This window comes from Streptomyces sp. CB02959 (genome assembly GCF_002803155.1).
Taxonomy (GTDB): Bacteria; Actinomycetota; Actinomycetes; order Streptomycetales; family Streptomycetaceae; genus Streptomyces.
In genome coordinates this window covers 136476-163160 of the sequence record NZ_NNBP01000008.1, presented here as the reverse complement: position 1 = coordinate 163160, position 26685 = coordinate 136476, and the positions used below count along the sequence as shown (strand labels likewise).

22 protein-coding genes are annotated in these 26685 nt (G+C 72.7%); 5 read left to right on the top strand and 17 right to left on the bottom strand.

The window, feature by feature from the left end:
• Positions 1–13: 13 nt before the first annotated feature.
• Both CG747_RS15545 and CG747_RS15540 read right to left on the bottom strand, forming a co-directional pair.
• Positions 14–1399, bottom strand: coding sequence for a uracil-xanthine permease family protein (locus tag CG747_RS15545; RefSeq protein ID WP_100602422.1), 1386 nt, complete (start codon positions 1397–1399; stop codon positions 14–16).
• A gap of 217 nt (positions 1400–1616) precedes the next feature.
• Positions 1617–2072 (bottom strand): phospholipase, encoded by a 456-nt coding sequence (locus CG747_RS15540; RefSeq protein WP_100602316.1) that lies wholly within the window; start codon positions 2070–2072, stop codon positions 1617–1619.
• Positions 2073–2377: 305 nt separating this feature from the next.
• Between CG747_RS15540 and CG747_RS15535 the strand changes: the two genes are divergently transcribed.
• Positions 2378–3133 (top strand): DUF5995 family protein, encoded by a 756-nt coding sequence (locus CG747_RS15535; RefSeq protein WP_308303782.1) that lies wholly within the window; start codon positions 2378–2380, stop codon positions 3131–3133.
• Between the two features lie 90 nt (positions 3134–3223).
• Positions 3224–4156, top strand: a complete 933-nt coding sequence (locus tag CG747_RS15530) for a TIGR03619 family F420-dependent LLM class oxidoreductase (protein ID WP_100602315.1) — start codon at positions 3224–3226, stop codon at positions 4154–4156.
• A gap of 142 nt (positions 4157–4298) precedes the next feature.
• Here the strand turns inward: CG747_RS15530 and CG747_RS15525 are convergent, their stop codons facing one another.
• From CG747_RS15525 to CG747_RS15515, 3 genes are all read right to left on the bottom strand, one after another.
• Positions 4299–6020, bottom strand: a complete 1722-nt coding sequence (locus CG747_RS15525) for an NAD(P)/FAD-dependent oxidoreductase (protein ID WP_100602314.1) — start codon at positions 6018–6020, stop codon at positions 4299–4301.
• A gap of 170 nt (positions 6021–6190) precedes the next feature.
• Positions 6191–6997, bottom strand: a complete 807-nt coding sequence (locus CG747_RS15520) for a carbon-nitrogen hydrolase family protein (protein WP_100602313.1) — start codon at positions 6995–6997, stop codon at positions 6191–6193.
• A gap of 178 nt (positions 6998–7175) precedes the next feature.
• Positions 7176–8090: a LysR family transcriptional regulator gene (locus tag CG747_RS15515; RefSeq protein WP_100602312.1), complete on the bottom strand. Its 915-nt coding sequence runs from the start codon at positions 8088–8090 to the stop codon at positions 7176–7178.
• A gap of 54 nt (positions 8091–8144) precedes the next feature.
• On the opposite strand from CG747_RS15515, the gene CG747_RS15510 reads away from it, so the two are divergent.
• Both CG747_RS15510 and CG747_RS15505 read left to right on the top strand, forming a co-directional pair.
• Positions 8145–9626: an MFS transporter gene (locus CG747_RS15510; RefSeq protein WP_100602311.1), complete on the top strand. Its 1482-nt coding sequence runs from the start codon at positions 8145–8147 to the stop codon at positions 9624–9626.
• 17 nt (positions 9627–9643) lie between these two features.
• On the top strand, positions 9644–10180 hold the full coding sequence (locus tag CG747_RS15505) for a nuclear transport factor 2 family protein (RefSeq protein WP_100602310.1): 537 nt from the start codon (positions 9644–9646) through the stop codon (positions 10178–10180).
• Positions 10181–10216: 36 nt separating this feature from the next.
• Here CG747_RS15505 and CG747_RS15500 read toward each other — a convergent pair whose 3' ends face one another.
• The 10 genes from CG747_RS15500 to fmt all read right to left on the bottom strand — a co-directional run bounded on the left by CG747_RS15500 (position 10217) and on the right by fmt (position 22000).
• Complete coding sequence (locus CG747_RS15500) at positions 10217–10672, bottom strand: Lrp/AsnC family transcriptional regulator (RefSeq protein WP_100602309.1); 456 nt, start codon at positions 10670–10672, stop codon at positions 10217–10219.
• A 10-nt stretch (positions 10673–10682) separates the two neighbouring features.
• On the bottom strand, positions 10683–12155 hold the full coding sequence (locus CG747_RS15495; protein ID WP_100602308.1) for an amino acid permease: 1473 nt from the start codon (positions 12153–12155) through the stop codon (positions 10683–10685).
• 354 nt (positions 12156–12509) lie between these two features.
• The gene (locus tag CG747_RS15490; RefSeq protein ID WP_100602307.1) at positions 12510–13973 is read right to left on the bottom strand and encodes a GuaB1 family IMP dehydrogenase-related protein; all 1464 of its coding nucleotides are present in this window, start codon (positions 13971–13973) and stop codon (positions 12510–12512) included.
• A 162-nt stretch (positions 13974–14135) separates the two neighbouring features.
• A complete protein-coding gene (locus CG747_RS15485) occupies positions 14136–14579 on the bottom strand; it encodes a barstar family protein (protein ID WP_100602306.1) in 444 nt (147 codons plus the stop codon).
• On the bottom strand, positions 14576–15046 hold the full coding sequence (locus tag CG747_RS15480) for a ribonuclease domain-containing protein (RefSeq protein WP_100602305.1): 471 nt from the start codon (positions 15044–15046) through the stop codon (positions 14576–14578). Before CG747_RS15480 ends, CG747_RS15485 begins: the two co-directional genes overlap by 4 nt.
• 58 nt (positions 15047–15104) lie before the next feature.
• Positions 15105–16121 (bottom strand): sugar-binding transcriptional regulator, encoded by a 1017-nt coding sequence (locus CG747_RS15475; RefSeq protein ID WP_100602304.1) that lies wholly within the window; start codon positions 16119–16121, stop codon positions 15105–15107.
• A gap of 207 nt (positions 16122–16328) precedes the next feature.
• Positions 16329–17009 (bottom strand): ribulose-phosphate 3-epimerase, encoded by a 681-nt coding sequence (gene rpe / locus CG747_RS15470; RefSeq protein ID WP_100602303.1) that lies wholly within the window; start codon positions 17007–17009, stop codon positions 16329–16331.
• A gap of 139 nt (positions 17010–17148) precedes the next feature.
• Positions 17149–19371: an NADP-dependent isocitrate dehydrogenase gene (locus CG747_RS15465; RefSeq protein ID WP_100602302.1), complete on the bottom strand. Its 2223-nt coding sequence runs from the start codon at positions 19369–19371 to the stop codon at positions 17149–17151.
• Positions 19372–19520: 149 nt separating this feature from the next.
• Positions 19521–20960 (bottom strand): RsmB/NOP family class I SAM-dependent RNA methyltransferase, encoded by a 1440-nt coding sequence (locus CG747_RS15460; RefSeq protein ID WP_100602301.1) that lies wholly within the window; start codon positions 20958–20960, stop codon positions 19521–19523.
• A 101-nt stretch (positions 20961–21061) separates the two neighbouring features.
• Positions 21062–22000 (bottom strand): methionyl-tRNA formyltransferase, encoded by a 939-nt coding sequence (gene fmt / locus CG747_RS15455; RefSeq protein WP_100602300.1) that lies wholly within the window; start codon positions 21998–22000, stop codon positions 21062–21064.
• 249 nt (positions 22001–22249) lie between these two features.
• Between fmt and CG747_RS15450 the strand changes: the two genes are divergently transcribed.
• Positions 22250–22795: a hypothetical protein gene (locus tag CG747_RS15450; protein ID WP_100602299.1), complete on the top strand. Its 546-nt coding sequence runs from the start codon at positions 22250–22252 to the stop codon at positions 22793–22795.
• A gap of 171 nt (positions 22796–22966) precedes the next feature.
• Here CG747_RS15450 and CG747_RS15445 read toward each other — a convergent pair whose 3' ends face one another.
• The gene (locus CG747_RS15445; RefSeq protein ID WP_100602298.1) at positions 22967–25096 is read right to left on the bottom strand and encodes a primosomal protein N'; all 2130 of its coding nucleotides are present in this window, start codon (positions 25094–25096) and stop codon (positions 22967–22969) included.
• 117 nt (positions 25097–25213) lie between these two features.
• The gene (gene metK / locus CG747_RS15440; protein ID WP_100602297.1) at positions 25214–26422 is read right to left on the bottom strand and encodes a methionine adenosyltransferase; all 1209 of its coding nucleotides are present in this window, start codon (positions 26420–26422) and stop codon (positions 25214–25216) included.
• Positions 26423–26685 lie beyond the last annotated feature (263 nt).

Genomic DNA, 26685 nt, shown 5'->3' with positions numbered 1-26685 from the left:
TCAGTCCTCGCGGTCAGTCCTCGCGGCCGGTTGATCCGTCGTAGTCGCTGGTTCCGGCGTCGAGGAGCGGCATCTGGCGCCGGCCGGCTCCCTGCGAGAGCCAGCGCAGGGAGTGGTACCCGGTGAGCACGATCAGCGTCCCGAGGGCGATTCCGCCGAGTTCGAAGTGCTCGGTGAACTTCAGCGAGACGCCGCCGATGGCCATGATGATGCCGGCCGCGGCGGGGATGAGGTTCAGCGGCAGGGTGAAGTCCACCTTGTTGCGAATCCAGATCTGGGCGCCCAGCAGGCCGATCATGCCGTAGAGGATGACCGTGATGCCGCCCAGCACCCCGCCGGGGATCGCGGCCACCACCGCGCCGAACTTCGGGCACAGGCCGAAGAGCACCGCGAAGACGGCCGCCGCGGAGTAGGCGGCGGTGGAGTAGACGCGGGTCGCCGCCATCACGCCGATGTTCTCGGCGTACGTCGTGGTGGCGGGGCCGCCGACCGCGGTCGACAGGACCGTCGCCGTGCCGTCGGCGACGATGGCCATGCCCATCTTGTCTTCGAGGGGGTCACCGGTCATCTCGCCGACCGCCTTGACGTGGCCGGCGTTCTCCGCGACCAGGGCGACCAGAACGGGAAGCGCGACGAGGATCGCCGAGGCCGAGAAGTTCGGTGCGTGGAACGTCGGGAGGCCGATCCAGTCGGCCTTCTCGACGCCGGAGAAGTCGATGCGCCAGTGGTCGGTCACCTTCCCCGCGCCGTTGGCCGCGTGGATCATTCCCGTGGTGCGGTCGAGGACCCAGGACAGTACGTACCCGAAGACCAGGCCCAGGAAGATGGCGATCCGCGACCAGAAGCCGCGCAGGACGACGAGGGCGAGGCCGGTGAACAGCATGGTGGCCAGTGCCGTCCACTGGTCCTGCGGCCAGTAGGTCGATGCCGTCACCGGGGCGAGGTTGAAGCCGATGAGCATGACGACCGCGCCGGTCACCACGGGCGGCAGCACCGCGTGGATCACACGGGCGCCGAGAATGTGGATGACGATCCCGCAGCCCGCCAGGCAGGCGCCCACGACGAGCATCGCCCCCGTCAGCGTGCCGGCGTCACCCCCCTGACCTGCGATCACGGCGGACACGCCGACGAAGGAGAGCGACGAGCCCAGGTAGCTGGGGATGCGTCCGCGGGTCATCACCAGGAAGAGGACCGTGGCCACGCCGGATGCCATGAGGGCCAGGCTGGGGTCCAGACCCATCAGTACCGGGGCGACGAAGCACGCGCCGATCATCGAGACGACGTGCTGGGCTCCGAGCGCGATGGTGCGGCCCCACGTCAGGCGTTCGCCGGGCTTGACCACCTCCCCCGGCTTGAGATGCCGCCCGTCCCCATGAAGCTTCCACCCGAAGCCGGCCATGATCACTCTCCACTTCCGTGACGCCCTGCACGCCACAGAGCCGAAGTGATTCATAGTCGAACTACTGCTTCAGGACAAACTAGGCACCACCGCGCCGCACACCCGCCGCCACCTGCTGCGGACCCGGCTCCCGCGCGCCGCGCGGAGCGGCCGCCGGCGCGGGACGGTCCGGGGCGCGGGCGGTGGGCCGCGCCGCGCCCCGGACCGTCGCCCGGCGCTACCTGCCGAGGTTCTTGACGGCCTCGTAATACGTCCAGGCCAGCCCGTTGCAGGACACCTTCTTCGCGCCGGAATAGCCGGCGCATATCCGTTTCAGGTCCGCATAGAGGGCACTGTCCAAACGCGCCTTGTTGGCGGTGAAGGTTCCCGCTTTCTTGTAGTTGCGGTAACCGAAGTCGTGTCGGGCGCAGGAGAGCTTGAACGGGAAGCCGAAGGGGTTGTCCGGCGACTTGGAGCAATAGTCGGTGGACCAGTCGAAATCGTAGGCGGCCCATTTCCCCTGATTGTTGCGGGCCGCCAGCCAGTTGGCGTAGCTGGTCGCACTGGTCTGTGTGAAGCTCGCCATCACCTGCGGCTTGTCGGCGGGGGCGGCCTGGGCCGGGGCGGCGGCCACCGCCAGTGCGGAGACCGCCAGCAGCGGTGCGGCCAGTGCGGCGGCAAGTCTTCGGGACACGGTTCAACCTCCGGAATTCTGCGCCGCGTTCATGCGGCGTTTCCTGGGATGCCGAATGGAGATGTCCGAACTGGGCTGTCCGAAGGGACATGGGTGTGCTCACGGGACTTCGCGGGGAGAGCGCCGCCGCGTCGGCCCGGACGGAATCACGCAGCACGCATCGACGCGGTAGGCGCACCACGGGAGCGAAACGGCGCGGGACGGCGGGAAGGGCTTCGGAGCGGTGGGCCGATTATTACCCCGTTCCGGTCAACTGGCCACAGTCATCGGCGTGTTTAGGGGTATCGCGATGTCACGCTGAGCGGATGACGACCCTTCAGCAGCACGGCGGAAACGGCCCGCGGCACACCGCCGCCGAACCCGCCGCCCGGTCCGCCGACGGCTTCGGACCTGCGGCGGCGGCAGGGGTGGCGCACGTACTGGCGCGGATGCGGGCGCTGGACCGGGTGCTGCCCGCCGACGACGGGGTGGCCGTCTTCAACCGGGTCTACCTGGCCGTCACCGAGGCCGTCGCGCGGCGGGCAGGGGACGGCGCCTTCGAGGACCCGGCGGCCGCCGGTGAGTTGGACGTCCAGTTCGCCCGCCGCTACTTCACCGCGGTCGACGCCGACGCCACCGGGCTGCGGCCGCCGGCCTGCTGGCGGCCGCTGTTCCAGCTGCGCCGGCATCCCGGGGTCCGCCCGCTGCAGTTCGCGCTGGCCGGCATCAACGCGCACATCGGCCACGACCTCGCACTGGCCGTCGTGGACGCCTGCCGGGCGCTGGACTGCGAACCCCCGGACCTGGAAGGCGACTTCGACCGCATCGGCACGATCCTCACCGGCCTGGAGGAGGGCATCCGGGAGACCTTGATGCCCGGCCCCGACCTCCTGGACATCGCCGATCCGCTCACCCACCTCATCGGCTCCTGGAGCCTGGAGATGGCCCGCGACGGCGCCTGGGCCGCGGCCCGCATGATGTGGGGCGTCCGCCGGCTCCCGGAGGTCGCCGAGGAGTTCGCCGACCGCCTGGACGCGAGCGTGGGTGTGATCGGCCGCTGTCTGCTGACCCCGCTGGGGTAGTCCGCGGCGCGGTGGCCGGTCGGCGGCGGCGCGCCACGACCGCCGCCGAGTTCGTTCCGCTGCCGGGCGCCTCGCCGTAGGGTGCCGCCCATGACGTTACGACTGGGACTGGGGCTGCCCCAGATGCCGCAGTACGACCCGCGGTGCGCGGTGCGGGACGTGGCCCGCGCCGCGGAGGAGATCGGCTTCGACAGCGTCTGGGTCTTCGAACGGACGGTGTTCCCGCACGAGCCCCTCGACGGGCTCTACGGCGTGCCGGGCCTGCCCTGGCCCGACTTCTACCGGCGGTGCGCCGACCCGCTGGTCACCCTCGCACTGGCTGCCGCCGTCACCGACCGGGTCCGGCTGGGCAGCAGTGTGCTGGTCTCCGGGCTGCACGCGCCGTTCCCGCTCGCCCGGACGCTGGCGACGCTGGACGCGGCCGCCGGCGGACGGGTGCTGGCGGGCCTGGGCACCGGCTGGTCCCAGGACGAGTACCGGGCCGCCGGGGTCACCGCGTACGCCGACCGCGGCGCCCAGCTGGACGAACTGCTGGATGTCTGCGCGGCGGTCTGGGGCCCCGACCCGGTCGCCTACCGGGGCCGCTGGACGGAGCTCGCGCCGGCCTCGGTCGGCCCCAAACCGGCCCGTCCGATCCCGGTCTACCTGGCCGCGGGCGGCGGCCGGGCCCTGGACCGGGTGGCGCGGCGCGCCGACGGCTGGCTCCCGGCCCACCTGACGGGCGAGCAGCTCACCCCGCTCCTCGCCCGGCTGGCCCGGGCCGCCGAGCGGCACGGCCGCGACCCCGGGGAGCTGGACGTCGTGCTGCGGGTCGGGGTCGAGCTGACCGCGGCGCCGCTGCCCGAGGCCGGGCGCCGCCCGTACACCGGCAGCCACGACCAGGTGCTGGCGGATCTGGCCGGCGCCGCGGAAGCCGGGGCCCGGGAGGTCCTGGTGGACCTCCAGGTGCACTGCCGGGACGGCAAGGAGCTGGCCGACCGGGCCGCCGAACTGCACGGGCGGGTCCGGGCGGCCGGCCTGTAGCACCCGCGGGACCGCCCGGGCTCCCGTACACGGCCCCGTACGCGGAAATGCGGAGGGCCCCGGATCAACCGGGGCCCTCCGCACGTCGGTCGGCGCGCACGCGAGCGGTCCGCTCAGGGCGTGGCGCCCGCTCCGGAGGCGCTCAGTCCTCCGGGAGCTCCACCGGCGCGATCTCGTCGTAGACGTCGCCGGGGCCCGGATTGGTCCCGTCGGTGCCGCCGCCGAGGTGGTGCATCACGCCCCACACCACGTTCAGTGCGGTCTGGATGGCGCCCTCGGCCCAGCCCGCCGTCCAGGAGATGTCGTCACCGGCGAGGAAGATGCCGCGCTTGTCCTCGGGGAGCAGCTCCTGCATGAAGTGGGTGAACAGGCGCCGCTGGTAGCGGTAGTGGCCGGGCAGGTTGGCCTTGAACGCGCCCATGAAGTAGGGCTCGTTCTCCCAGGACACGGTCACCGGGTTGCCGATGATGTGCTTCCGGATGTCGACCTTCGGGTAGATCTCGCCGAGCGACTTGAGCATGACCTCCATGCGCTCGTTCGCCGACAGCGGCAGCCACTTCAGGCTGTCGTCGCACCAGGTGTAGGAGAGGCAGATGACGGCCGGCTGGTCCGGGCCGTTGTCCAGGAGGTACGTCCCGCGCGTCATGCGGTCGGTGAGCGTCATCGACATCACGTCGCGGCCCGTCTCGTTGCCCTCGTCGTCGACGGCCTTGTCCAGCCAGAACGGCCGGTCGACGGGGACGAAGAGCTTGCTGGACTCCATGTAGTGGGTGCGCTCGATCGCCGTCCAGTGGTCGATCGGGAACAGGTCGTCGTCGCAGTCGATCTTCGAGAGCAGCATCCAGCTCTGCGCGGTGAAGACCACCGCCTTGTACGAGCGGATGTCGCCGGAGGCGTCGGTGACGGTGATGCGGTTGCCGGCGGTGCGGTGCAGCCGGGTCACGGCCGGCCGGGGCGCGCCGTCGTGCAGCGACGACAGCGAGGTGCCCGGGGCCCAGTGCACGATCTTCCGCGGCGCGCGCTCCCAGAGGCGCAGCGGCAGCTGCTGGGAGCCGCCGACGATGCCGCGGTGGTGGTCGTCGGCCTCGGTGTAGACGACCCGCAGGATCTCCAGGATGGAGTTGGGGAAGTCGGTGTCCCAGCCGCCGGTGCCGAAGCCGACCTGGCCGAAGATCTCGCGGTGCCGGAAGGAGGTGAACGCCTTCGAGTCGCAGAGGAAGCCGTAGAAGGTCTGGTTGTCGAGCTTCTCGACGAGCTGCGCCCAGATCTCGCGGATGCGCGGCACGTCGCGCTCGCGCATGGCCTGGTTCATGTCGGAGAAGTCGGCGCCCTCCTCCAGGCAGGCGTTCCACGCCTCGGCGACCTGGCGGTAGACCGCGGGCAGGTCGTCGAGGGTCTCGGCGTAGTGCGACTCGCCCTTGAGGTCGACGACGGTCGACGGGGTGGCCTCGGCGAGCGGGTTGGGGAACGGCGCGGTCTCCAGGCCCACCAGGTCGATGTAGTGCTGGAGCGCCGTCGAGGACGGCGGGAAGCGCATCGCGCCCAGCTCGCAGTTGAGCACGCTGTCGTCGCCCGCGGCGGAGCAGCCGTCGAAGCCGACGGTGCGCAGCCGGCCGCCTATCTGGTCCGCCTCGTAGACGACGGGCTTGAGGCCCATCTTCATCAGCTCGTACGCGGTGACGATGCCGGAGAGGCCGCCGCCGACGATCGCCACCTCGGTGCCCTGCTCGGTCGCCGGGATCTGGCCGAGGCCCGCCGGGTGCGCGAGGTAGTCGTCGTACGCGTAGGGGAAGTCCGGGCCGAACATGGTGATCGGCGGCTGCGCGGAGGTGTGCGGGACGGCGGGGGGCACCGTGGACGTCATCGGGGCGGACTCCTTGCGGGCGGGGGCGGGGGCGGGGCGTATCAGGGCGTATCGGGCGCGGGTGGGCGCGGCGGGGCGCGCTCGTGTCCGGTGGGGTGGTGCGGGGCGCCGCGGCTGACCGGGGAACGGCACGGAGGCGGGCGGGGCCGCCGGGCGCGGTGGGGCGGCGGTCAGGCGAGGTCGGTGTAGAGCTCCGGCCTCCGGTCCTGCAGGTAGGGGTTGTTCTCCCGCGCTTCCTTCAGGAACTCCGGGTCGACCGCGGCCTGCACCAGCTGCTCGGAGCGTCCCGCGCGGGTGCGGACGACGCCGTCCGGTCCGGCCAGGCAGCTCAGGCCGACGAACTCGAACTCGCCCTCCGCGCCGACCCGGTTGACGTAGGCGACGTACATCTGATTCTCGAAGGCGCGCACCGGGATCATCTGCTCCGGCACGATCTGGAAGGGGTGCATCTGCGCGGTGGGCACCAGCAGCAGATCGGTCCCGGCCAGCGCGTGCGCCCGGACGTTCTCCGGGAACTCCACGTCGTAGCAGATCAGCAGGCCGATCCGGATCCCGTCCAGCTCCGCCTGGACGACCGTCCGGTCGCCCGGGGTGAACCACTCGCGCTCGAAGCAGCCGAAGAGGTGGGTCTTGCGGTAGTTGGCGAGCGCCGTGCCGTCGGGGCCGATCAGCTGGGCGGAGTTGTAGACCACGCCGGTCTCTTCGGGGGCGCGCTCCGGGTAGCCGTAGAGCACCGCGATGCCGTGTTCGGCTGCGATTCGGCCCACCGCCCGGGCGCTGTCGCCGTCCGCCGGCGCGGCGAGGCGGTGCACGTCGCCGCCGATCGCGTAGCCGGTGAGGAACAGCTCGGGGCAGGCGAGCAGCCGGGCGCCGGTCGCGGCCGCCTCGCGGGCCGCGTCGGCAAGCACCGCCAGGTTGTGCGCGACGTCGCCGGGCCGTCCCGAACTCTGGAGCAGGGCGGTGTGCAGCGGCGACATGGGACCCCTCGGCGGTGGTGGTTCGGGTGGGACGCAATGACGGTACGGTCCGCCGACGATCCGGGACAAGGCGCCACCGTTGCGTGGCGACGGACGATTCGTTGCGCTTTCAAGGGCCACCGCGGCGATTCGTTGCACGCGGCATCCGGCCAGGTCGGGCGGGTGCCGGCGGGGTGACTCAGGCCACCGCGGCGGCCACCGTCTCGCGCACCACGCCGCGCAGCCACCGGTGGCCCGGGTCGGCCTCCTGCCGCGGGTGCCAGGCCATCGCCATCGCCATCGGCGGCAGGTCCAGCGGGATGGGCAGGGTGCACAGGCCCAGCCCGCGGACCATCGACGCCGCGACCCGCTCCGCGGCCATGCCCACCGCGTCGCTGTCCCGCACCATCATCAGCGCGGCCGCGACGGTCGGCACGGTGGCGATCACCCGGCGGCGCAGCCCGAGTTCGGCGAGCGCGGTGTCGATGGGGCCGGCCAGCCGTCCGCGCCGGGAGAAGCTGAGGTGCGGGGCGGCGGCGAACCGGCGGGCGGTGAGGGGCCGGGTGGTCAGTGGGTGGCCCGCCCGGACGACGGCGACCGCGCGGTCGTCGAAGAGCCGCTCGGTACGGATCTCCGGCTCCGGTCGGTCGATCATGCCCAGCTCCACGTCGGCCACCCCGTCCCGGAGCAGCGGCAGATCGACATGGCTCTCGCCGAGGAAGCGCAGCGCCACCCCCGGCGCCTCCCGGGCGACCCGGGCGACCAGGGCGGGCCCGAGGGCGGTGACGAACAGGTCGCTGGCGTTCAGCGTGAAGATCCGGTTGAGCTGCGCCGGATCAGCGGGGGCGGACGGGGCCAGCACCCCGTACGCGGCCTCGACCAGCTGCCGCACCTCGGCCTTGATCTCCAGTGCACGCGGGGTCGGCACCATGTGCCGTCCGGCGCGGACCAGCACCGGATCGCCGAGGGTCCGGCGGATCCGGCCGAGCGCCCGGCTCATGGCGGGCCCGGAGAGCCCGAGCCGGTCGGCGGCCGCGGTCACACTCTCCTCTTCCAGCAGCGCGTCCAGCGCGATCAGCAGGTTGAAGTCGATTTTTGCGTTCTGCGCAATCATGGAGTGCACACCTTGCATTTGAGATCAACTGAACGCGACTCTAGCGTCCCCGCCATGACCACCTCAGCAGCGCCGCCGACCGGCGCCATTTCGCCCCGGCGCGCCCGCCGGCGCTCCGTCACCGCCGCGATGTGCGCCTGCGTCCTGGTCGCGCAGTCCCTCGTGGCCGCCATGAACCTGGCCATACCGAAGATCGCCGCGAGCGGCCTCCACCCCACCCCCGCCCAACTGCTGTGGATCGTCGACAGCTACGTCCTGGTCTTCGCCGGTCTGCTGATCCCGGCCGGCGCGCTCGGCGACCGCTACGGCCGAAAGGGCACCCTGCTCACCGGGCTCGCGGTCTTCGGCACCGGCACGCTGGTCAGCGCCCTGGCGCCGACCCTCCCCGTACTGCTGACCGGCCGCGCCGTCTCGGGCGCCGGGGCCGCACTCCTGGTACCGGCCACCATGTCCGTGCTCCTGCACGCGTCCCCGCCCGGACGCAAGGCGGCGGCGGTCGCGGTATGGAGCCTGGCGATCGGCGTCGGCGGGATGGCGGGGAACGCGGGCGGCGCGCTGATCCTCCAATACCTGCCCTGGCAGGGGCTGTTCTGGGGGTACGTGCCGCTGGCGGTGCTCCTGCTCGCGTGGGTGGCGCGGTCCGCGCCCCGGGTGCCGCGGCAGACCGCGGCCCTGGACCTGCCGGGCTCGGCACTGCTGGCCCTGGGGTCCTTCGCCCTGCTCTTCGGCATCATCGAGGGCCCCGGACTGGGCTGGGCCTCGGCACCGGTCCTCGGCGCCTTCGCCCTGGCCCTGCTGCTGTTCGCGGTCTTCGTCCGGCACGGTCTGCGGGCCGCGCACCCGGTGCTGGACCCCCGGCTCTTCCGGCTGCCGCGACTGCGCGCCGGCACCGCCGGGATCGCCGTCGGCTTCTTCGGGATGTTCGCCCTGTTCTACGTCAACGCGCAGTTCCTCCAGTACGTGAAGGGCTATCCGCCGCTGCGGACGGGCTTCGCGATCGTCCCGCTGGCCTTCGGGATGATGGCGGTGACGCGGTACGGGATGCGCCTGGCGCAGCGGATCGGCGAGGCCCGGACGTCCGGCGCCGCGCTGCTCCTGGTGGCCGTCGGCCTGCTGCTGCTCGCCACCGCCGACGCCGGCACCCCCTACCTGCGCTACCTGGCGTACCTGCTGGTGATGGCGGTCGGCGCGGGCCTGGCGCTGCCGACGCTGTCGCATGCGATCGTGGCGTCGGTGCCGGCCCACCAGGCCGGTATGGGCTCCGGACTCCAGGGCGCGGCACGGGAGTTGGGCGCGGCACTGGGCATCGCCGTGGTCGGCACCGCACTGTCGGTCCGCTACGCCGCGGGCACCGGACACGGGACGTCCACGGCGGCCGCGTTCACCGACGCCGCCGCGTTGGGCTACCGCATCGCGGCGGCCGTGGTGCTGGTGGTGGGCGCCGCGGTGACGGTCGGCCTGCGCTCCCGTCGGCCCGCCGACGCGCCGCCCGTGGAGGCGGCCGCCACGCCCGCCCTTGACCTCAAGTCCACTTGAGGTCACAGGATCACCACATGACCGCACACGAGGCAGCAGCCACCGTCCCGACCCCGCCCGCCACCGACCCCGCCCACCTCCGGACGGCGCGGCAGCTCCAGCACCTCACCGACCGCGCCGAGATCACCGACCTGCTGGACCGCTACCTGCGCTCCCTGGACGAGGGGGTGTTCGACGAGGCGTGGGGCCGCGCCTTCTACACCGAGGACGCCACGGCCGAGATGCCCCTCGGCACCGTCCGCGGCCGGGACGCCGTGGTGGCCCGGATCCGGGAGGGGATGGCCCTGTTCGACCGGACCGTGCACCTGGGCGGCAACGCCGTCATCGAGATCGACGGCGACCGGGCCACCGCCCGCGGGGCCCAGCTCAGCACCCACGTGCTGGCGGACGGGTCCGAGGCCCTCTTCGTCTCCGGCGGCCACGCCGACACCGCCCTGGTGCGGACCCCGGACGGCTGGCGGATCGCCGCCTCCGCGCTCCGCGTCGTATGGACCGAGGGCACCCCGCCGCGCCTGCCGGCGGGCATGGGCCCGGCGCACGCCGCCCGGCGGTAGCGCCCCGGCGGTGGCGCCCCGGCCCGAAGGCTGGCTTTAGCCGGGCGCGCCCGACCCGTAGCGGCGCAACAGCGGGGAGAGGACCAGGACGGACTTGGTGCGCTCGACGAAGGGTTCGCCGGCGATCCGCTCCAGTACCCGCTCGAAGTGCCGCATGTCGGACGCGAAGACCTGCACCAGGGCGTCCGCCTCACCGGTGACGGTGGAGGCGGACGCCACTTCCGGATAGCGCGACAGACCGCGGTGGATCGCGTCCGGCGAGGTGTTGCGGCGACAGAAGATCTCGATGAACCCCTCGGTCTCCCAGCCGAGGGCGGCCGGGTCGACGCGCACCGTGAACCCGGTGATCGCGCCGTCCGCCCGCAACCGGTCCACCCGGCGTTTGACCGCCGGTGCGGACAGTCCGACCTCCTGGCCGATGTCCGCGTAACTGCGGCGGGCGTCCTCGGCGAGGGCGTGGACGATGCGTTCGTCGAGATCGTTCAGTCGCACTGCGGGTGGGTCACTTCTCTGCGGTGGCCAATCGGGAGCGGCGCATGCCGTATCCGAAGTAGATCACAAGGCCGACCACCATCCAGACACCGAAGACCACCCAGGTCACCGGGCCGAGGCTGCCCATCATGTACAGGCAGAGCAGGAAGCCGATCGCCGGGAAGACCGGCGAGAACGGCGTGCGGAACGCCCGCGGCATGTCCGGCCGGGTCCGGCGCAGCACGATCACGGCCACGTTGACCAGCGCGAACGCGAAGAGCGTACCGATGCTGGTGGCGTCGGCCAGCTCACCGAGCGGCACCGCCGCGGCGAGCACGCCGCAGAAGAGGGAGACGATCACGGTGTTGACCCGGGGCACGCCGCTCTTGGGGTGAACCTTGGAGAACACCGTGGGCACCAGCCGGTCCCGGGACATCGCGAACAGGATCCGGGTCTGGCCGTAGAGCACGGTCAGCACGACGCTGGCGATGGCGACGACGGCACCGAAGGCCAGCAGGACCGACCAGTAGTTGTGACCGGTGACGGTCTTGAGGATCCCGGCCAGCGCGGCCTCCGAGCCCTTGAACTCCTCCCACGGCAGGGCACCCACCGCGATGGCCGCGACCAGGCAGTACAGGGCGGTGACGATCACCAGCGAGAGCATGATCGCGCGGGGCAGGTCGCGCTGCGGGTTCCGGGCCTCCTCGCCGGCCGTGGAGGCGGCGTCGAAACCGATGTACGAGAAGAACAGGGTGGCGCCCGCGGCGCTGACCCCCGCCATGCCCATCGGCATGAAGTTGGCGTAGTTGCCGGACTTCACACCCTGGATCGCGACGCCACAGAAGAGCAGCAGCGTGATGATCTTGACGATCACCATGATGGTGTTGGCGCGGGCGCTCTCCTTGGCACCGCCCAGCAGGAACACCATCGCCAGCAGCACGACCAGCAGCGCGGGCAGGTTGAAGTAGCCGCCCTGGCCCGGCGGCGCGGACAGCGCGGCGGGGATGGTGACGCCCAGCGTCCCGTTGAGGAACTCGTTGAGGTACTGGCCCCAGCCGACCGCGACCGCGGCGACCGAGACGCCGTACTCCAGGATCAGGCACCAGCCGCAGACCCAGGCGATCAGCTCACCGAGGGTGGCGTAGGCGTAGGAGTACGACGAGCCGGAGACCGGGATGGTGCCGGCCAGCTCGGCGTAGGAGAGCGCGGAGAACAGCGCGGTGATACCGGCGATGACGAAGGAGAGCACGACCGCGGGGCCGGCGTCCGGGACGGCCTGGCCGAGCACCACGAAGATGCCGGTGCCGAGCGTGGCACCGATGCTGATCATGGTCAGCTGCCAGACGCCCATCGAGCGGCGGAGCGTGCCCCCCTCGCCCTGGCCGCCCTCGGCGACCAACCGCTCGACCGGCTTGCGGCGCATCAGCCGAGTGCCGAGTCCACCGCCGGCGGGCGGCGGGGAATAGCTGTCCCCTGGGGGCGGGGCAGCGCCGTTCTCCAACACTGGGGGCTCCTTCGTCACTGCCGGTCAGACTGACACATTCCGGCACATTCCGGTGACGAGACCACGGCGGCCGGACAGGCAGGACGAACCACCCTGCAGCAGGAGACCGCCGAGCAGGCGGTCTCCGCCACTCCACGTACAGCGCATGACACTACGGCCCCTGCTTGACCTGCCGTAATGCACGATCCTTGCGCAATCACGGTGGTTCGTTGCGCACGGCGGCGAAGGGCAGCGGAATGTTGCGCTCCACGCAGTCAATCACGGCGGCGCCCGGAGAACGCCACCGGCCCCGCACCAGGTCGGTGCGGGGCCGGTGAGCGGCGCGTGCGGAGCCGTCGGCGGGCTCCGGCGGGGTCAGTTCCAGCTGTCGTGCAGCGGCTTCCCCTCGGCGTAACCGGCGGCGCTCTGGACGCCGACCACGGCCTTCTCCGTGAACTCCGCCAGTGAGGCGGCGCCGGCGTACGTGCAGGAGCTGCGGACGCCCGCGATGATCGAGTCGATCAGGTCCTCGACTCCGGGACGGGCCTGGTCGACGAACATCCGGGAGGTGGAGATGCCCTCCTCGAACAGCGCCTTGCGGGCGCGGTCGTAGGCCGACTCCTCGCTGGTGCGGTTGCGCACCGCACGCGCCGAGGCCATCCCGAAGCTCTCCTTGTACGGCCGGCCGTCGGCGGTGTGCTGGAGGTCGCCCGGCGACTCCAGCGTGCCGGCGAACCACGAGCCGATCATGACGTTGGACGCGCCCGCGGCCAGCGCCATGGCCACGTCGCGGGGGTGGCGGACACCGCCGTCGGCCCAGACGTGCTTGCCGTACTTCTTCGCCTCGGCGGCGCACTCCAGCACCGCGGAGAACTGCGGCCGGCCCACACCGGTCATCATGCGGGTGGTGCACATCGCGCCCGGCCCGACACCGACCTTGATGATGTCCGCGCCGGCCTCGATGAGGTCGCGCACACCGGAGGCGGCGACGATGTTGCCCGCGACGATCGGGACGTGCGGGTCCAGCGCCCGGACCGCCTTGACCGCGCTGATCATCGATTCCTGGTGGCCGTGCGCGGTGTCCACGACGAGGGTGTCCACACCCGCCTCCAGCAGCGCCTTGGCCTTGCCGGCCACATCGCCGTTGATGCCCACGGCGGCCGCGATCCGCAGCTTGCCGCCCTCGTCCGTGGCGGGGGTGTACAGGGTCGCGCGCAGCGCGCCCTTGCGGGTCAGGATGCCGACCAGCCGGCCGTCCGCGTCGACCGCCGGGGCCAGCTTGCGGTTGGCGGCGTCGAGGCGGTTGAACGCCTCGCGGGGGTCGATGTCCGCGTCCAGGACCAGCAGGTCCTTGGACATGACCTCGGCCACCTGGGTGAAGCGGTCCACCCCGGCCAGGTCGTGCTCGGTGACGACGCCGACCGGCCGGCCGCCCTCGACGACGATGCCGGCGCCGTGCGCCCGCTTGGGCAGCAGCGACAGCGCGTCCGCCACGGTCGAGACCGGGGACAGCACTATCGGCGTGTCCAGCACGAGGTGGCGCTGCTTGACCCAGGTGATGACGTCGGTGACGACATCGATCGGGATGTCCTGGGGGATGACGACCAGACCACCGCGGCGGGCCACGGTCTCGGCCATACGGCGGCCGGCGATCGCCGTCATGTTGGCGACCACGAGGGGGATGGTCGTGCCGGAGCCGTCGCGCGAGGCGAGGTCCACAGCCTGGCGGGAGCCCACCGCCGAGCGGCTGGGCACCATGAACACATCGTCGTAGGTCAGGTCGTAGGGCACCGAAGAACTCTCTTCGAGGGCGCCGTTCTTCGGATTGAGGAATCGCATACCGCCAGGATACGGGCCCTGACCAGGACTCATGTGATAGTCCTACGGCCCCGCGAGCCGTGTGTGTGATCCACCAATCCGGTGTCCACGCACCGGGACGCCGGCTCACGGGACGCATGCGCAAGGTCGCGGAACGGCGTCCGGGACGGCCGGCTTCCCGGGCTAGACCCCCTGCCGGCCGCGCCCGCCGGCCATGATCACCGCGAGCCCGGTGTCGGTGTCCCGCCAGTGCCCCACGGCGTCCGCCAGCACGCCCTCCACCACGCCCCAGTCCTCCGGCACGGCGGCCGCGTAGCCCTGCCAGCCGGTGATGACCAGCAGCCGGCCGCGCGACGGGGGGCACCAGGACAGGTCGGTGAGGCAGTCGGCCAGCGCGTCCCAGTTGTGGCCGAAGTACGCGGGGAAGTCCAGGGCCGCCGCGCACCGGTCCAGGAAACCGGCCTTGTCCGCGACCCCCGCGAGGTCGAGTGCGGCACCGTCCCACCCCGCGTCCCGGGCCGCGGCCAGGGCGTCCGCGACCGGGCGGTCGGCCGGCCAGGGCAGCACACCCGCGGGCGTCCGCCCGTCGAGCACCGCGGCCAGCGCCCGGGGCACCTCGGCGCTCACCGCAGCACCGCCTTGAAGCTCTTGTAGTGGTCCTCGGTGTAGAAGAACTCGTGCTGCTTGCCGGTGATCAGGCGGCGGGCGCCGCGGTTCCGGGAACCCGGGGTGTCGACCGTGTACTCGTGGTAGTAGCCGCGCGGCTCCTTGGGCAGCTGCTTCTCGTAGTTGCCGAAGACGGTGCCGTCCTTGGGGTACGGGAACGGTCCGCCGGCGTCGATCAGCTTGAGGGTGCGCTGCGCCTCGGCGGGCAGCCCCTTCGCCGGCACGGTCGGCAGGCCCTTGGCCCAGCCCGGTGCGGCGCCGCCGGGCGACCGGGGGTCGGCCGTACCGGTCGCAGCCGGCCGGTGCGTGCCGGCCGAACTCCCTTTGCCGTCACCGCCGGTGGAACAGCCGGTCAGGACGAGAAGCAGCGCGGCGAGCAGCGCGCCGAGGACGGCGGCGGCCCGGCGCGGGGCGGTGTGGATCAGCATGGGCCGATGCTGTCACAGCCACGCGCCGGCTGCCCGGCGGCGGGCGCGCCGGGCCCGCTCACTTCCCGTCCGGGTCCGCCCGGTCCAGGGCCGGCCGCGGGCCGGGACCGGTCTCCAGCAGCAGGTGGTCGGCGGCCGCGGTGTCCGTCACCAGGCTCGTCACCAGGCCGGAGCGCAGCACCGCGCCGATGGCCGCGGCCTTCCGGCGGCCGCCGGCGATCGCCACCACCTCGGGGATCCGGCGCAGCCGGTCGGCCTCGACGGTGATGCACCGCTCGCCCAGGTCGCGGCCGACGCGCCGCCCCTCGCCGTCGAAGAGGTGCGCGGACATCTCGGCGGTCGCGCCCAGCGAGGCGTAGTGCTCCCGCTCCTCCTCCGACAGCATGTCGTAGACGGTCGAGACGCCCGGCTCCCACGAACCGATGGAGACGCAGGCGACGGTGACCTTGTCGAAGTACTCGAAGGCGCGGGCGATCCCGGTCTGGCCGCGCAGCGCGGCGGCGGTCGCCGAGTCGGGCAGCAGCATCGGCGCATAGATCGGATGCGCCTCGCCGCCGGAGACGTCGGCCGCGCGGCGGACCGCCTCGACCGATCCGCGGTCGGCGGTCCCGGCGTCGTAGACCCCGGTCAGCTGGACGACCGTGCACGGCGGCAACCGGTGCAGGGCGGCCGCCATGTGGATGGTCGAGCGGCCCCAGGCGAGCCCCAGCACATCGCCCTCGGCGACGAGCTCGCCGAGCAGGTCGGCGGCGACTTCGCCGAGGTTCTCCGGGTCGGCGGCGTCCTCGGTGGGGGTCCCCCCGCCGAAGGCAGGGGGAGCGTCCGCGGGCGATTCCACGACGACCGCGTGCCGCAGGCCGTAGCGGGCGCGCAGGGCGTCGGAGCGCTCCGCGTCGAGTTCGGAGGGCACCCGGATCTCGATCCGTACGAGATCGCGCTCCAGTGCCGTCTCCAGCACACGGGCGACCTTGAACCGGCTGACGCCGAACTCCTCCGCGATCTGGATCTTGGACTTGCCCTCAAGATAGAAACGGCGGGCCATGGCCGCAGCCTGCACCAGCTCGGCAGGGCCCATTCCGGACTGTGGGCGGCTGGCTACCACGAAATTCTCCCCTTTTGCGCATCTGATCGAGTCTTTGCTCATCCTTTCAGAAACCCGAGGTGTACGGGGACCACGAGCGTCACGACAGGCATGAACGCTCGGTTGCCACCAGGTCAACCGATGGCGCGGACCACACCGGACGGACCGGTTCCGCGCCCCGTACGGGCCGGGCCGACTCGATCAGTGAGCGCAGCCCCAGCTCCCGGCCGTCGCCGCCTCGGCCTTCTCCCGCAGGTCACGGACGGCCTTGGCCGGGTCGTCCGCCCCGTACACCGCGGAACCCGCGACGAACACGTCGGCGCCGGCCTCCGCGCACCGCTCGATGGTCTCCGCCGAGACACCGCCGTCCACCTGGAGCCACATCTGGAGTCCGTGCCGCGAGATCAGCTCACGGGTGCGGCGGATCTTCGGCAGCATGATGTCCAGGAACGCCTGACCGCCGAAGCCGGGCTCGACGGTCATGATCAGCACCATGTCCAGTTCGGGCAGCAGGTCCTCGAACGGCTCGATCGGGGTGGCCGGCTTGAGCGCCATCGACGCCCGCGCGCCCTTGGCCCTGATCTCCCGCGCCAGCCGCACCGGTGCCGCGGCCGCCTCCGCGTGGAAGGTGACCGAACCGGCCCCGGCCTCCACGTACTGCGGCGCCCAGCGGTCCGGGTCCTCGATCATCAGGTGCAGGTCGAGGGGGGTGTCCGTCGCCTTGCTCAGCGACTCGACGATCGGCACGCCGAGGGTGAGGTTGGGGACGAAGTGGTTGTCCATCACGTCGACGTGGAGCCAGTCGGCGCCCTCGACGGCCTGTGCCTCCTGGGCGAGGCGGGCGAAGTCGGCGGACAGGATGCTGGGGTTGATCAAGGCCATGCCCCCAGTATGGCGGTCCGTTCGCGGACGGACCCCGCCGGGCGGGGAGAGCCCCGTCACCCCGCGGCGCGGGTACGCGCCATGCCGCCCCGGCCGGTCGCGCGGCCCGGCCGGGGCGGACGAGGTGGTGCGGCGGCGATCAGCCCTTCAGGGCCGCCAGCGCCTGGTTCAGCGTCTTCGACGGACGCATCACCGCGGACGCCTTGGCCGGGTCGGGGCGGAAGTAGCCACCGATGTCGGCCGGGGAGCCCTGCACCGCGATCAGCTCGTCGACGATGGTCCGCTCCTGCTCGGTCAGCGTCTTGGCCAGCGGCCCGAACGCCTCCGCGAGCTGCGCGTCGTCGGTCTGCTTGGCCAGCTCCTGGGCCCAGTAGAGCGCCAGGTAGAAGTGGCTGCCGCGGTTGTCGATACCGCCCAGCTTGCGGCTCGGCGACTTGTTCTCGTTCAGGAACGCACCGGTCGCGCGGTCCAGGGTCTCGGCGAGGACCTTGGCACGGGCGTTGCCGGTGGTCGTCGCGAGGTGCTCGAAGCTCACCGCGAGCGCGAGGAACTCACCCAGGCTGTCCCAGCGCAGGTAGTTCTCCTTGACCAGCTGCTGGACGTGCTTCGGGGCGGAGCCGCCGGCGCCCGTCTCGAACAGCCCGCCGCCGTTCATCAGCGGGACGACCGACAGCATCTTGGCGCTGGTGCCCAGCTCCAGGATCGGGAACAGGTCGGTCAGGTAGTCACGCAGGACGTTGCCGGTGACCGAGATGGTGTCCTCGCCGCGGCGGATCCGCTCCAGGGAGAAGGTGATCGCCTCGACCGGGGCCAGGATCTTGATCTCCAGCCCCTCGGTGTCGTGCTCCAGCAGGTACGCCTTGACCTTCTCGATCAGCTGGGCGTCGTGCGCACGGGTCGCGTCGAGCCAGAACACCGCCGGGTCGCCGGTGGCGCGGGCACGGGTGACGGCCAGCTTCACCCAGTCCTTGATCGGCGCGTCCTTGGTCTGGCACATCCGGAAGATGTCGCCGGCGCCCACGGTCTGCTCCAGGACGACGTTGCCGGCGCCGTCGAGGACCCGCACCGTACCGGTGGCCGGGATCTCGAAGGTCTTGTCGTGGCTGCCGTACTCCTCGGCCTTCTGCGCCATCAGGCCGACGTTGGGCACCGAGCCCATGGTGGCCGGGTCGAGCGCGCCGTGCGCCCGGCAGTCGTCGATGACGGCCTGGTAGATGCCGGCGTAGCTGCTGTCGGGGAGCACCGCGAGGGTGTCGGCCTCCTGGCCGTCCGGGCCCCACATGTGGCCGGAGGTGCGGATCATGGCCGGCATCGAGGCGTCCACGATGACGTCGCTGGGGACATGCAGGTTGGTGATGCCGCGGTCGGAGTCGACCATCGCCAGCTCGGGGCCCGCGGCCAGCTCGGCGTCGAAGGACGCCTTGATCTCGGCGCCGTTCGGCAGGGCCGCAAGGCCCTTGTAGATGCCGCCGAGGCCGTCGTTCGGGGTCAGCCCGGCCGCCGCGAGCGCCTCGCCGTACTGGGCGAACGTCTTGGGGAAGAAGGCGCGCACGACGTGGCCGAAGACGATCGGGTCGGAGACCTTCATCATCGTGGCCTTCAGGTGCACGGAGAACAGCACGCCCTCGGCCTTGGCCTTCGCGACCTGCGCGGCCAGGAACTCCCGCAGCGGACCGACCCGCATCACGGAGGCGTCCACGACCTCACCGGCCAGGACCGGCACCGACTCGCGCAGCACCGTGGTGGAGCCGTCGTCGCCGGCCAGCTCGATGCGGAGCGCACCGTCCTCGGCGATCACCGCGGACTTCTCGGTGGAGCGGAAGTCGTCGGCGCCCATGGTCGCCACGTTGGTCTTGGAGTCGCCGGTCCAGGCACCCATGCGGTGCGGGTGGGCCTTGGCGTAGTTCTTGACCGACGCGGGCGCCCGGCGGTCCGAGTTGCCCTCGCGCAGCACGGGGTTGACGGCGCTGCCCTTGACCTTGTCGTAGCGGGCGCGGATCTCGCGCTGCTCGTCGGTCTTCGGGTCGTCCGGGTAGTCCGGGAGCGCGTAGCCCTGCTCCTGGAGCTCGGCGACGGCCGCCTTGAGCTGCGGGATGGAGGCCGAGATGTTGGGCAGCTTGATGATGTTCGCGCCGGGCGTCTTGGCCAGCTCGCCGAGCTCCGCGAGGGCGTCGGCGATCCGCTGGTCCTCCTTCAGGTGCTCCGGGAAGCTGGCGATGATCCGACCCGACAGCGAGATGTCGCGGGTCTCCAGCGTCACCCCGGCCGTCGAGGCGTACGCCTCGACCACCGGCAGGAACGAGTACGTCGCCAGGGCCGGGGCCTCGTCAGTGTGGGTGTAAATGATGGTCGAGTCAGTCACCGGGTACTCCGCTCCATCCACGTCTCAAATATTGCTCGACATCAAGATATCAAGATTGCTCGACATCAAGATATCCGTGCGTCGAACCGCTCCCCCGGCGGCCGCTCCCCCTTACGGGCGGAACCGGCCACCGCGGCCGCGCGGACCCGTCAGGCAGTCCGGCGCAGCAGCGCCAGATACATCGCGTCGGTCCCGTGCAGATGCGGCCAGAGCTGGACATCCGGCCCGTCACCGAGCTCCGGCACGCCCGGCATCAACGGCCGGGCGTCGATCCACTCGGCCTCGGCGGCCGGCCCGCCGCGCCCCTTGAGGACGTCCTCCACCACGGCCCGGGTCTCCGCCGGATGCGGCGAACAGGTCGCGTACCCCACCACACCGCCGATCCGCACCGCCGCCAGCGCCTGCCGCAGCAACTCCCGCTGCAGCGGCGCGAAACCGTCCAGGTCCTCGGGCCGCCGCCGCCAGCGCGCCTCGGGCCGGCGGCGCAGCGCCCCCAGGCCGGTGCACGGCACGTCCACCAGCACCCGGTCGAAGGCCCCGGGGCGCCACGCCGGACGGGTGCCGTCGGCGGCGATCACCGCGTACGGACCCGGATTTCCCTCCAGGGCCCGGGCCACCAACCGTGCCCGGTGCGGCTGCTTCTCCGACGCCACCAGCGCCGCGCCCCGCTGCGCCGCCAACGCGCCCAGCAGCGCCGCCTTGCCGCCCGGCCCCGCGCAGCCGTCCAGCCAGGTGCGGTCCGGGCCGTCCAGCGGCGCGGCGGCCAACGCCAGCGCCACCAGCTGACTGCCCTCGTCCTGCACGCCGGCGCGCCCCTCGCGCACCGCGTCCAGCGCACCCGGCTCCCCGCCCTCGGCGAGCCGGACCGCGTACGGCGACCACCGGCCCGGCACCGCGCCGTCCTCGCCTGCGGCCGCCAGCAGTTCCTCGGCGGTGGACCGGCCCGGCCGCGCCACCAGCGTCACCTCGGGGCGCTCGTTGTCCGCCGCCAACAGCTCCTCGATGCCCGCGCGACCGCCGCCGAGGGCGTCCCAGAGCGCGGAGACGACCCAGCGGGGATGGGCGTGCACGATCCCCAGATGGTCCTCCGGGTCCTCGTCGTACTCCGGGGCCACCCGCTCCAGCCAGCCGTCCAGATCGTGCGCGGTGAGCTTGCGCAGCACCGCGTTGACGAACTTCGCCCGGCCGTCGCCCAGCACCACCCGGGCCAGGTCGACGGTGGCGCTGACCGCGGCGTGCGGGGGGATCCGGGTGCCGAGCAACTGGTGCGCACCGAGCGTCAGCACGTCCAGCACCGGCGGGTCGACCTCGCGCAGCGGCCGGTCGACGCAGGTGGCCAGGATCGCGTCGTAGGTGCCCTGGCGGCGGAGCGACCCGTAGACCAGCTCGGTGGCCAACGCCGCGTCCCGGGCGTCGAAGTCACCGGCGTCCCGCGCCTTGCGCAGCAGCGGCGGCAGGACCAGGTTCGCGTACGCGTCCCGCTCGTCCACCGCCCGCAGTGCCTCGAACGCGAGGATCCGGACCGGGTCCTTCTTCGGGCGACGGTAGGGCTTGCGGGTGCCGTGGCGACGCGGCTGCTGCTGACTCACAGAAAGGTGCTCCGGTATTACGGGACGGGGGTTCGCCCCAGCCTACGCGGGCCCGAAGCCGGGGGCGCGCGGACGGCCCCCGCGAGCGCACCCCGCCCCGGTCAGCCGCCCAGCTGCTCCCCGGCCGCGATCCGCACCCCGCGCGCCCAGTCCGCCGCCTGCATCGGCTTCTTGCCCTGCGGCTGGACCCACAGCAGCTGGAGGGGGTGGCTGCCGGTGCCCACGTGCACCGTCTTCTTGGTGACGGCCAGTTCGCCCGCCGGCAGGGCCGGTCCGTCGTACTCGGCGGCGGGGGCGGCCGACATCACCTTGAGCCGCTCCTCGCGGAAGACCGTCCAGGCACCGGGCGCCGGCGCACAACCCCGCACCACCCGGTCCACCCGCAGCGCCGGGGCGGTCCAGTCGATCCGGGCGTCCTCCACCTCGATCTTCGGGGCCAGCGTGACCCCCTCCTCCGGCTGCGGCACCGCCTTGAGGGAGCCGCCCTCGATGCCGTCCATCGTGGCGACCAGCAGACCGGAGCCGGCGAACGCCAGCCGGGTCAGCAGATCCCCGCTGGTGTCGGTCGGCCGGACCTCCTCGGTGAGCACCCCGTACACCGGGCCGGAGTCCAGCCCCCGTTCGATCTGGAAGGTGGTGGCACCGGTGATCTCGTCACCGGCGAGCACCGCGTGCTGCACGGGCGCCGCACCCCGCCACGCGGGCAGCAGCGAGAAGTGCAGGTTGACCCAGCCGTGGGCCGGGATGTCCAGCGCGACCTGGGGCAGCAGGGCACCGTACGCGACCACCGGGCAGCAGTCCGGCGCGATCTCCCGCAGCCGGGCGAGGAAGTCCTCGTCGCGCGGCTTGGCCGGCTTGAGCACCTCGATGCCGGCCTCCTCCGCACGCTCCGCGACCGGGCTGGCCACCAGCCGGCGGCCCCGTCCGGCCGGCGCGTCGGGCCGGGTCACGACGGCCACCACCTCGTGCCGGTCCGAGGCGATCAGGGCATCGAGGGCGGGTACGGCAACCTCGGGGGTACCTGCGAAGACAAGCCTCATGGGTGACGGACTACCTCTCACACGCTGCGGAACGACGCACCAGTCTAGGGGCCTTGACGCAGGTCATGGGCCGGAACGCCAGGGGGCGTGCGAAGTCATCCGCGCCCCGCGCACACGCTCGTACGCCCCTGCACCGTGACCAGAGCCGCTCTTGGCGCGTTGGTCAAACAGCATTGACCGATTCCGGGCCGCTTTGGCGGCCCGAACGCTTTCACCCATCCTTTCCACGCCGGTTCGAGAGGCTTGCCCATGGCCGACCACGCAACCCACGACGCCCAGGCGCGCGCCAGCCTGCATCTCCTGGTGCGGGACATCGAGCGGGTCCGCCGGCAGGTGGACGCCCTGCGCACGCTCACCGCGCAGCTCGGCAACGTCTACCGGCCGCGACGCACGGGCCCCTCCGCGGGCTTCGTCGTCTACGGACGGGCGCCCGCCCCCACCGTGCGCCTCGCCCAGGAACTCCGCGACAGCGTCGAAACGCTCGTCACCGCGGCCGTCGACTTCGACCGCTCACTGGGCTTCTCCTGGGACGCGGTGGGCTCCGCACTCGGCGTCACCAAGCAGGCGGTGCACCGCCGTTACGGCGCCCGGCGGGCCACCACCCAGCCGTCCGGCGACAGCGGCGAAACCGCGGTGCGCCCCTCCGACGCCCCCACGGCCCGCGCGATCAGCATGGCCGGCGGCCTGACCGCGAACCCGTCCGTCCCCGCCGCCCGCACCCTGCCCACTCAGCCCTCCGCCTCCTCCCGCGACGAGGCCCGCCCCGGCGCCTTCCCCGGCCCCCGCAACGGCTGACTCCCCCTCGGACTCCCCCCTCGGACTCCCCCCTCGGACTCCCCCCTCGGACTCCCCCTCGGATTTCCCCCACGGTCGCCCCGCAGCGGAACCCGGGACCGTCCGCCGACCACGGTCCCGGGGCGACGTGCGGCCCCCACGGGACCTGGCGACGGGGCCCGCGCACCCGGCTCAGCCCAGATCCGGCGGATCGATCCGCACCCGGACCGGCTCGCCCTCCCGCTTGACCAGCCGGGCCGCCCGCGCGGCCTTCAACGCCGCCGCCAGCGCCGCGCCCTGACCCGGGCGGACCCGAACCAGCGCACGCTCCCAGACCTCGCCCGGCGGAGGATCGCCCGGCCGCCGCGGCCGCCCGGGATCCGGCACCGGCAGCGGAACCGGACCCAGCACCTCGGCCCCCTCGGGAAGCTCGGCAGCCCGCAGCAGACCGGCCACGTCCTCGGCACGACCCGCCACCGCGGCCATCCGCGAAACCGGCGGGAACCCCAGCTCCGCCCGCTCGGCCAACTCGCGCACCGCATGGCCGACCGGATCCCAGCGCACCAGCGCCTGGACCGGTCGCAGCGTCGGCTCCGCGATCACCGCGACCGTGCCGCCCTCCGCCTGACCGCGGACCAGCGCGGCCGCACCCATCCAGCGGCGCAGCGCCTCCTCGCCGGCCCGCAGATCCGGCCGCCCCAGCAGTGCCCAGCCGTCCAGCAGCAGCGCGGCGGCGTACCCCTCGCCCTCGGCGACCGGTTCGGCACCGGGTGTGCTCACCACCAGCGCGGGGGCTGCGGGCACCGACGCCAGGACGTGATCACGCCCCGACGTGCGCACCGGAACCGCCGGGAACGCCCGGCCCAGCTCCTCCGCCGTACGCCGCGCGCCGACGATCCGCGCCCGCAGCCGGGTGCCGCCGCACTCGGCGCAGTGCCAGTCCGACTCCTCCCGGCCGCACCAGGCGCAGGCCAACTCGCCCGCCTCGCGCGCCTCCAACGGGCCGGCGCACGCCCGGCAGCGGGCTGGTTCCCGACACCGCTCGCACGCCAACCGGGGGGCATAGCCCCGCCGCGGCACCTGCACCAGCACCGGACCGCGGGCGAGCCCGTCCCGCACGATCTGCCAGGCCATCGACGGCAGCCGGGCGGCGCGCGCCGCGGCGTCCCGGGCCTCGTCGCCGTCCCCGACCGTACGCACCAAGGGGGCGGCGGCCCGCACCCGCTCCCGGTCGGCGGCCAGCGGCCGTGCCCAGCCGGTCTCCACCAACTGGGCCGCCTCGACCGTGCAGCTCAACCCGCCCACCAGGAAACCGGCCCGCTCGCCGACCGCACGCTGGAGGAGCACTTCCCTGGCGTGCGGCTGGGGAGCGTGCGGATCGCTGTGACTGCCGTCCCCGTCGTCCCAGAGCGCGACCAGTCCCAGCCCGGCGACCGGCGCGAACATCGCGGCGCGCGTCCCGACCACCGCGCGCACCGAGCCCCGGCTGACCGCCAGCCAGCGGCGGTACCGCTCCTCGGGCCCGGACTCGGCCGTCAGCACCACGTGCCGGCCGGCTCCGATCAGCTCACCGAGCGCCGCGTCCACCCGGGCCGCGGCCCGCCCGTCGGGCACCACCACCAGCGCCCCGCGCCCGCCGGCGAGCGCCGCGGCCGCCGCCCGCGCCAGCTCCCCCGGCCAACTCGGTCCGGGCAGCGCCGTCCACACCGCCCGCGGCGCGTCCCCGCGCGCCAGCGCCTCCAGGAACCCCGGACCGGCCCCGTACCGCTCCCAACTCCCGGGATCCGGCGGGGCATTGGGGGGCAGCGGCGCGGGCGACGACTCGGCCTCGACCCGTGCCCGGCGCGGCGGCACCGCCAGTTGCACCACATCCGCCAGCGACCCGGCATAGCGGTCGGCGACCGCCCGGCACAGCCCCAGCAGCTCCGGCGTCAGCACCCGCTCCGGCGAGAGCACCTGGGCGAGCGGCGCCAGCACCCCGCGGAACTCGCTCTGAGCCGTCCGCTCCACGATGAAACCGTCGACCAGCCGGCCGCCCTCGCGCCGGCCGCCCTTCTCCCCCGCCCCGAACCGCACCCGCACCCGCACCCCGGGCTGCGCCTCGGCGTCCATCGCGGCCGGCACCGCGTAGTCGAAGAACCGGTCGAGGTGCACCGGCCCCTTGTCCACCAGCACCCGCGCCACCGGCAGCTCCGCCGCCAGCGCGGCCCCCCGCCAGGTGCGGGGCTTGGCCCGCTCCGCCTTCGTCTCCCGCACAGCCTCCCGGATCAGGGCCAGCTGCTCGCCCTGCTCCCCCGGATCCCGCCCGTTCTCCCTGCTCACAGCAACCAGTCTTAGCAGACCCCACCGACAGCGGCCGGAGCCCGTGAACGGCCGAGGGCCCCGGACCGTCCAGCGGTCCGGGGCCCTCGGGGGAAGCCGTGGCGGTGCGGAGCCCTTTTACAGGCCCGCGGCCTTGCGCAGGGCGTCCACCCGGTCGGTGCGCTCCCAGGTGAAGTCCTCCAGCTCACGGCCGAAGTGGCCGTAGGCGGCGGTCTGGGAGTAGATCGGGCGGAGCAGGTCGAGGTCGCGGATGATCGCGGCCGGGCGGAGGTCGAAGACCTCGCCGATGGCAGCCTCGATCTTCTCGGTGTCGACCGCGTTGGTACCGAAGGTCTCGACGAAGAGACCGACCGGCTCGGCCTTGCCGATCGCGTAGGCGACCTGGACCTCGCAGCGCGAGGCGAGGCCGGCGGCGACGACGTTCTTGGCGACCCAGCGCATGGCGTACGCGGCGGAGCGGTCGACCTTGGACGGGTCCTTGCCGGAGAAGGCACCGCCACCGTGGCGGGCCATACCGCCGTAGGTGTCGATGATGATCTTGCGGCCGGTCAGGCCGGCGTCGCCCATCGGGCCACCGATCTCGAACCGCCCGGTCGGGTTGACCAGCAGGCGGTACTCGTCGGTGTCCAGCTTGATGCCGTCCTCGACGAGCTGGTTGAGGACGTGCTCGACGACGAACTCGCGGATGTCGGGCGCGAGCAGCGAGTCCAGGTCGATGTCGCTGGCGTGCTGGGAGGAGACCACCACGGTGTCGAGGCGGACGGCCTTGTTGCCGTCGTACTCGATGGTGACCTGGGTCTTGCCGTCGGGGCGGAGGTAGGGGATGGTCCCGTTCTTGCGGACCTCCGACAGCCGGCGCGAGAGGCGGTGCGCCAGGTAGATCGGGAGCGGCATGAGCTCAGGGGTCTCGTCACAGGCGAACCCGAACATCAGGCCCTGGTCGCCCGCGCCCTGCCGGTCCAGCTCGTCGTCGTCGCCTTCGACGCGGTTCTCGTAGGCGGTGTCGACGCCCTGGGCAATGTCCGGCGACTGCGCACCGATGGACACCGAGACGCCGCAGGAGGCGCCGTCGAAGCCCTTCTTGGACGAGTCGTAACCAATCTCCAGGATCTTGCTCCGGACGAGATTGGGGATGTCGGCGTACGCCTTCGTCGTCACCTCGCCGGCCACGTGCACCAGGCCGGTGGTGATCAACGTCTCCACGGCGACCCGGGACGTCGGGTCCTCCTTGAGGAGAGCGTCGAGAATGGTGTCGCTGATCTGGTCAGCGATCTTGTCGGGATGGCCCTCGGTGACGGACTCCGAGGTGAACAGGCGGCGGGACACATCGCTCCCTGGGGTTGCAGCGGCTGCTGGCTGATCATTTAGCGGAACGGCCGAGAGCTGCGCTCGGCCAAATCCACTGCCAGTTTATCGGTCGAACGTGGCGCTTGGGCACGCAGTCTCGATTTATGGAACCCCCGTGACCTGGGACACCACTGACTCACGGTAGTGACGATCACCTTGAGAATCAGTCGGGTCAAGAGGACACGCCGAATTTCAGGGGCCGATCAGGGTGCCCGAGAGCCCGGTCCGGGGGTTACCCGCAG